A 7,469-nucleotide genomic window follows, 5' to 3' on the forward strand; every position below is an offset into this window, starting at 1 on the left:
GCGTGTATCCAGCTCCACAACGGAGTCCGCATACTTGCTCTTCGAGATCGATTTGCCCTGGAAGTCCGGGGCCGGCATGTTCGGCTGGTGCACTTTCATGAAATTGACGTTGATGAAGAAAGGCTGATCCGGCGTCTTTGCAGCTTCATCAAGAAAGCCCAGTGCCGCTTTCTCTACGTAGCCGTCGAAGAACGGAATGCCGACAACGCCTTCCTTGCCGTCGATCACAGGCGTATCGACATATTGACCGTTGATCTTGAAGTCTTCCTTTACCTCACCTCCGGCCTTGCCGGACAGCGAGCCCTTTGTCACTTTCTGGAACAAAGCGCGGGTTTCCGCATCCATATCAGGGAACCAGGTCGGGTCGGCATAGGTGTAGGCATTGAGGTGATAGAGGCCGACATACTTCATTTCGTCGTAACCCTGCGCGATCGGAAGCGCATAGTCCGCCTCCCCGAGGTGCCATTTGCCGGTGAAATAGGTGTGATAGCCACCGCGCTTCAGAACGGAGGCGAGCGTCCATTCCGCTGCGGGCAATCCGCCGCCTTGGCCTTGAAATGCCACCGTCGTCATGCCGCTGCGGTTCGGAATGCGTCCCGTCTGCATGGCGGCGCGGCCGGGCGTGCAGCTCGGTTGGGCGTAGAAGGAAAAGAAGGTCATGCCTTCGTCGGCCAGCTTGTCGATGCTCGGGGTCGGCATCCCGCGGCCCTCACCTCCGCCGTAAGGCCCGAGATCGCCGTAGCCGGTATCATCCGAAACGATGAACAGGATGTTGGGTTTTCGTTGGGAGTCTTGCGCTTGCACGGGCGAGGCTGCGCACCAGAGAACGGTGGATGTAGCCAGTGCTCCGATACAGCGGATAAGGATTCTGCTGTTCATTTCAAATCCCTCCGTTGACGTTCTTGAATGACGGAGCCACTCGCGGACAAGGCTGCGATTGCATGCGTCGATTCAACTGGACTGCTTAAAATGAAGATCCCGACGGAGCTGCCTCCGGCAGGGATGCGAGGGCCGGCCGCATCTCTGCTCCGGCCCGCTGAACTTTAGCGAATGCTGCCTTCGCTCGATATTGTACTTTGGGGAATCTCTTCATGCAGCGGCAATCGATAGTAGTGATGCGCAGATGACGCCGTAGCGGGAAGCTGTTATTCTAGGCCGGTTTGGGGGGAAGCTGATGGGCTTGGGCGAATGGTCAGGTCGATTATGCTGCACTGCCTTTTTGTTGGCGGTGTTCGCCCCGAGTATGTCCAGTCGTCAGGCCGCAGCCTCCGACACCTCGATTGCCGTCATCGACCGGGTTCCCCGCGTCCTCGTTCTCTACCCCTATGACGAGAGGATCGCGGCAACGACCGCTGCCGGAGAGGCGTTGCGGAGCCGTTTGCTGGAGGCGACCAACGGCAAGATCGATCTGTTTTCCGAGTTCCTGGATCTCTCGCGGTTTCCGGAAGGCGACCATGTCGCGCGCATGGCCCGATATCTGGGCGAAAAATACGCAGTGCGCCGCCCCGACGTGGTCGTGGCCGTCGGCAGCGAATCGGCCAGCTTCATAGTCGCGAACCACGGCACGATCGCGCCCGGCGCAAAGATCGTCGCCGCTGGTTTCGRCACCRCCACCGCCGAGAAGATCGATTTGCCGGATGACGTGATCGGAGCCTTCACGACATTCGACATTCTGAAGACAGCCGAGATGGCCCGCAGCCTTCAGCCCGATGCCCGCCACCTCTACATCGTCGGAGGCTCGTCCGACTTCGACCGCGGATGRCTGGCGACGGCCCGCACGGATTTGAAACAGTTCTCGAAATCCTATGATACGACGACCTATCTGGAAGATCTGACGATCGATGAATTTGTCGAGCGCGTATCCCGCGTGCCGCCCGACAGCATCATCCTGGCATTGACGATCTTCAAGGATCGGGCAGGGCGCAACTTCATTCCGCGCGACGCGATCAGACAGATTGCGGCGACCGCCAGCGCGCCGGTCTATGGGCCCTATCAGACCTACATCGATCATGGCGTCGTCGGCGGCAATACCGTCACATTCGAAGCACTGGGCCGGACCGTCGGCAACCTTGTCATCGATGCGATCGCTGGCAAGCCTGTGTCGGATCTCGAAGCGCCCCAGACATATGTCGCCGATGCCCGGCAACTCCAGCGCTGGGGGCTCGCCGAAAAGGATCTGCCGCCGGGCACAATCCAGATGCACAAGAAGAGGAGCCTCTGGGAGGAGCACTGGGCAATTCTGGTGGCGGGGAGCGGCCTCGTGCTGGCGCAGGCCAGCATCATCTCGGTGCTCTTGTTCGAGCGGAGGCGCCGCCGCGATGCCGAGAGCCGGTCGCGCCTTCACTTGCTCGAAGCCGTCCACCTTAACCAGTCGGCGACAGCCGGAGCATTGTCCTCGTCCATTGCTCACGAACTGAACCAGCCCCTTTCGGCCATCCGAAACAATGCCGAGGCAGCCGCGGTGCTGCTCCGAAGTGTAAACCCGGATCACCAACTGATTCAGCAGATTCTCCTCGACATCCAGGAGGACGATCAGCGCGCAGGCGATATCATCAGCCGGATGAGAGGGTTGCTCAAGAAGAGAAGCGAGATCGATTGGCAGGAGTTCGATCTGAACGATGTCACGTCGAGCGCAATCCATATCATTCACGGCGAGGCGGAACGGCGCGGAATTACGCTGACCTCAACACAGCCGCCCGGCGAGTTGCCGGTACGTGCCGACAAAGTTCATGTGCAGCAGGTTATCCTCAATCTGGCAACCAATGCTATGGACGCCATGCTGGACGCCGTCCCGGCCGGGAGAACGCTTACGTTTACAACAGGACTGGCGAACGAGAAGGCGGAACTGCTGGTCTCCGACACCGGAGACGGCATTCCCGAGGAGAGGCTGATCCGCATCTTCGAACCGTTCTATACCACCAAGCAGGCGGGCACGGGGCTGGGTCTGTCCATAGCCCGCGCCATTCTCGAGACCTATGGCGGCACCATTTGCGCCGACAACCGCCCCGAAGGAGGCGCGGTCTTTCGCGTGGCCCTGCCTCTCGCCCACAGGGAGGAGCGATCGAGATGAAACCGGTTGTCCATATCGTCGATGACGACAAATCCTACCGGACAGCGACCGCAAGGCTGCTTTCCGCACATGGTCTCAGGGTCGAAACCTATGAGTCCGGGGACCAATTTCTTGCCCGCCTTTCCACTTGCGAACCGGGATGCGTTCTCCTCGACCTCCAGATGCCCGGCCAGTCCGGGTTGCAAATCCAACGCCGATTGTGCGAGCAGGCACCGCTATTGCCGGTCGTGTTCCTCACGGGGGAGGGAGACATAAAGGCAAGCGTCGAGGCGATGAAGGCGGGTGCCAAGGATTTTCTGGAGAAGAATTCGACCGCGGCGGCATTGATGGAGGCGATCAATCGCGCCCTCATCCAATGCGAACGACAGCAGGCCCGTCACGATCGTCTTCAAGCCCAGCGGGCATTAGTCGCGAGTCTCAGCCCGCGCGAAGCGGAAGTGTTCCGGCTCGTTATACGTGGCCATCTCAACAAGCAGATCGCTTATGCGCTCGGCATCTCGGAGCGGACGGTGAAGGTGCATCGCCATCAGGTCATGGAAAAGCTCGACGTACGCTCGCTGRCCGAGGTGGTGTCGATCGCTGCATATATTGGTCTCATCGACCAGGATACAGCGGCGCCTTCCCCTTAGGACAATATCAATCGACGTCCCGCCGGCCTAATTTGATCGGGAACCATTATCTCTCATATCGTCAAAAGAGGTGTATGAGGTGGAGAACCCTCGCCGCACGGTCGCGGTCGTCGATGATGACGCAAGCCTAAGGCGCAGTCTCGGGCGGCTGCTTAATGCTTACGGTTTTCAGGCCAACGAGTATGCATCGGCCGAGGCCTTTCTCAGTCGCGATCCCAAAACGACGATCGACTGCCTCGTCCTTGATATCGACCTCGGTGGCATGTCCGGCATCGATTTGCAACGCAGGCTGAAAGCCGAGGGAACAACCCTTCCCGTGATTTTCATCACGGCACTGGAAACCGGCTCCGCCAAAGCGCAGGCGGAAAAGGCGGGATGTGTTGCATATCTGCAGAAGCAATTTTCCGGAGCTACATTGATTGCGGCCATCAACAAGGCGTTGGGATTGTGAACCGATAAGGGCGGAGGCATGTGCTCTCGAAGCGCGCGACGCGCATTCGAGACCGCCCGGGGAGCATGGATTCGTCGTCATCACATTCCATCGTGGTACTGCGACCAGATCAAAGCGGTTCACTCACTGGTGCCGTTGATGAACACCTAGAAGGCGACCTCAGCGGCCATAAAACCTCTGTCGGGAACGCCCTTGAATGCCGCAAGGTCTTGAATCCTGGATCTGGATTGCCAATCTGGCGGGGACCGACATGATGTGAAGGGAGTTCGACGGCAGGCATGAGCGAGGTTCAACGACGGGGACTCTTGGCGAGGCTCAATGCATATGAGCCGCTAACATTGATCATGGTGGCATCGATCGCCGGTGGATTGTTCCTGCTCCAGCGACTGACGAGCGAAGTCCTGGAGGGTGAGACATTCCGCTTTGACGAGGCAATCCTGCTGGCGTTGCGACGGCCGGGAGAACTTGCCGTGCCGATCGGTCCCGGCTGGCTGACGCATGCCGTCGACGATATCACTGCCCTCGGCGGCATCACCGTTCTCTCGCTGATGACGGTTCTCGTCACCGTCCATCTTCTGCTCGACCGGCGCTGGCCGATCGCAATCTTCGTCTTTTCCTCTGTGCTGAGCGGCTGGCTGGCGAGCACGCTCTTGAAGATCCTCGTCGCGCGGCCGCGCCCCGACATCGTGCCGCATCTGGTCGAAGTGAGCGATCTCAGCTTTCCCTCCGGACACGCGATGGTCTCGGCGGTGACCTATCTGACGCTTGGGGCGCTGCTGGCCCGGACACAGCGTTACCGGTCAACGCGGATCTTCGTCATGGGCACCGGCGTCTTCCTCGCCGTCCTCATCGGCTTGAGCCGAATCTATCTCGGCGTCCATTATCCCACGGACGTCTTCGCCGGATGGTGCGCCGGTGCGCTCTGGGCGCTTGGCTGCTGGCTGATCTCGAAGCGGTTTATTCCGAGCCGCGCGCCAGATGATGTTGCGGATGCCGCAAAACGGTAAGAAAAATAACAATTCAGCCCAGTACATGATCTCCGCCGGCATAACGGACAAGAACCATGACAACTCTGACAACGATCACTTCGACGGTCACGGCCGCATTTCTCGGCTCCTTCGTCGAGGTCGTTGAAGCCTTCACCATCATTCTCGCCGTCGGCGTTACGCAGAGCTGGCGTCCGGCCTTCATCGGCACCGGTCTTGCGCTCGGCCTTCTCGCTCTTCTCGTGCTGGCGCTTGGTCCACTGCTCGGGCTCATTCCGATCGAGCTGATGCAGTTCGTGATCGGAACACTGCTCGTTCTCTTCGGCCTGCGCTGGCTGCGCAAGGCGATCCTGCGGGCCTCGGGTTTCATCGCGCTGCACGACGAGGAGAAGGCTTTTGCGGCCGAGACCGACAGCCTGCGGCGTCAATCCGCCGAGCGCCGTGCCAATTTCCTGGCGGGCACCGCCGCCTTCAAGGCGGTGCTGCTCGAGGGGATCGAAGTGGTGTTCATCGTCATCGCTACCGGCGCTGGACACGGCATGATCGGCTATGCCAGCCTTGGAGCCGCCGCGGCCTGCTTGCTGGTGCTGATCATCGGCATCTTCGTGCACAAACCGCTCTCGGCGGTTCCGGAGAACAGCCTCAAATTCGTTGTCGGGCTGCTGCTCAGCGCCTTCGGCATATTTTGGGTTGGCGAGGGCGTCGGCGCCGACTGGCCGGGCGCCGATCTTTCGCTTCTGGCGATCCTTGCCGTGCTCGCCGTCTTTTCCTTCGCAGCAGTCCGGATGCTGCGTCAGTATTTCAACACCCATGCCGAGGTGGCCGCGTGATGAATATTCTTAAGGTCGCCTTGAAGGAATTCTTCGGCATGTTCATCGACGACGGCGCGCTGGCGCTGGCGGCACTGCTGCTGATTGCCATCGTCGGCGTTCTGGTGAAATTCGCCCATGTCGACGCGCTGCTCGCCGCTACTCTGCTTCTCCTCGGCTGTCTGCTGATTCTCGCCGAGAGCGTGGCGCGCGCGGCGCGGCAGAAGTTTCAGCGGAAATAGAGCCTTTCCTGGTCAGATTGAAGCATTCTCTTGGCTCAAACGGAGTCGGATGGTCGACCGGCCGGCGCGCGTCGTAGCCCAGATCTACGGCTAAGCCGGCCGGTCGATCAGCCGGCCCGTTTCAGCCAACCCTCCCGCAGATTTGCCGGGCAAATCTGCAAGACTTTAGAATCGCCGGACGCASCTATTGCTTCGCATGGCGAAGCAGTGCGGCCGGTGGGCCGGGCATCTTTGCGCCAGGATCAGAGGCGATCGGCTCGRACGTACCAAGGGGTATGCCCTTCGCCAATCGCCTCTGCCCTGACGAAAACCTGCTCCGGCAGAATGATTCAAGCTGACCAGGAAAGGCTCCAGCCTCAGACCGCTATTGCGGTACCTTGAACAGGTGGCGGATGCGCGTCACCAGCGAGGTCATCGAGCCACCGTTCAGCGTGGCGCCTTCGGTCGCGAAGGAATGCTGGCCGGTCTCGATGCGGCGCGACAAAGTGGCGGCAAGCTCTTCGGCGATACCGGGCCGGTCGTGCAGCAGCGGCGTCAGGCTCGCCTGGGCAATCTCGTAGACGACGACGAAGGTCAGCGCGCGCAGGCTGGCGGCCTCGCCAACGCCGATCAGCAGCCCGCTTTCGCCGAAATAATCGCCGGGCGCCAGCCGGCCGAGTTCGATTTCCTTATGGCCTTCCTGGCGCGTGGCGACGAGGGCGCCGCTGCGCACGATCATCAGCGATGCGACCGTATCGCCCTGCTCGATGAGGATGGAATCCTTTTTGTAGGTTCGACGTGTCATCGAGGCTGCGAGCGTTTCCTTCTCGTCCTCGGTCAGCGAGGAAAACAGCGGGATGGCGTCGAGAAGCTTGAGCGGCGTCGGCCGGTGCGGCTTCACCATCTCCTCCGATTGCAACTGGTCGGGCGGTGGGCCGGCGTCGAGCGGCCGCGCCAAGGTGAGGCCGGCGGCCTTGATATGGCGGTAGATGAGATCGAATATCTCGTTCTTCGCCGGCCCCGTCTGGCCGATATCCCTGACGCGGAAGGAGAGCTCCAGCTCCACTRCATCCGATGTCAGCGATTTGATCTGCACGCCGGGTTTCGGCTCGGTCAGGATCGAGCCGCTGCTCAAAAGCACGGCGCGCATGACCTCGATGATCGCCGACGGCCCGATCGTCGGCACGACCCGAACCGTCAGTGAGGCGCCGTGACTGCGGTCGGGGCTGCTGAGATTGGTCAGCCCGACCTTGGCCAGAAAGCTGTTGGGCAGGACGACGAGGTCGTTCGAGCCGTTCAGCAG

The 7,469-nt window shown here is 60.7% G+C and carries 8 protein-coding genes; 6 read left to right on the plus strand and 2 right to left on the minus strand.

Annotated elements, in window-relative coordinates; genetic code table 11:
- Positions 1-879: sulfatase-like hydrolase/transferase (locus AC1D1Z_RS31520; RefSeq protein WP_477852770.1), on the minus strand; the 879-nt coding region annotated here is incomplete at its 3' end.
- A 295-nt stretch (positions 880-1,174) separates the two neighbouring features.
- Here AC1D1Z_RS31520 and AC1D1Z_RS31525 point away from each other — a divergent pair.
- From AC1D1Z_RS31525 to AC1D1Z_RS31550, 6 genes are all read left to right on the plus strand, one after another.
- Positions 1,175-3,070, plus strand: coding sequence for a sensor histidine kinase (locus tag AC1D1Z_RS31525; RefSeq protein ID WP_477852772.1), 1,896 nt, complete (start codon positions 1,175-1,177; stop codon positions 3,068-3,070).
- On the plus strand, positions 3,067-3,699 hold the full coding sequence (locus tag AC1D1Z_RS31530; RefSeq protein WP_477852774.1) for a response regulator transcription factor: 633 nt from the start codon (positions 3,067-3,069) through the stop codon (positions 3,697-3,699). The genes AC1D1Z_RS31525 and AC1D1Z_RS31530 overlap by 4 nt, the downstream gene beginning before the upstream one ends.
- A gap of 79 nt (positions 3,700-3,778) precedes the next feature.
- Positions 3,779-4,150: a response regulator transcription factor gene (locus tag AC1D1Z_RS31535; protein ID WP_026188755.1), complete on the plus strand. Its 372-nt coding sequence runs from the start codon at positions 3,779-3,781 to the stop codon at positions 4,148-4,150.
- A gap of 278 nt (positions 4,151-4,428) precedes the next feature.
- On the plus strand, positions 4,429-5,157 hold the full coding sequence (locus AC1D1Z_RS31540) for a phosphatase PAP2 family protein (protein WP_018246362.1): 729 nt from the start codon (positions 4,429-4,431) through the stop codon (positions 5,155-5,157).
- Between the two features lie 56 nt (positions 5,158-5,213).
- Positions 5,214-5,966 (plus strand): COG4280 domain-containing protein, encoded by a 753-nt coding sequence (locus tag AC1D1Z_RS31545; RefSeq protein WP_018246363.1) that lies wholly within the window; start codon positions 5,214-5,216, stop codon positions 5,964-5,966.
- The gene (locus tag AC1D1Z_RS31550) at positions 5,963-6,187 is read left to right on the plus strand and encodes a hypothetical protein (RefSeq protein WP_018246364.1); all 225 of its coding nucleotides are present in this window, start codon (positions 5,963-5,965) and stop codon (positions 6,185-6,187) included. The genes AC1D1Z_RS31545 and AC1D1Z_RS31550 overlap by 4 nt, the downstream gene beginning before the upstream one ends.
- 364 nt (positions 6,188-6,551) lie before the next feature.
- Here the strand turns inward: AC1D1Z_RS31550 and AC1D1Z_RS31555 are convergent.
- Positions 6,552-7,469 (minus strand): cyclic nucleotide-binding domain-containing protein (locus tag AC1D1Z_RS31555; protein ID WP_477852776.1); only part of this gene is annotated, 918 nt, incomplete at its 5' end.

Source organism: Rhizobium sp. P1_E1, from assembly GCF_056406015.1.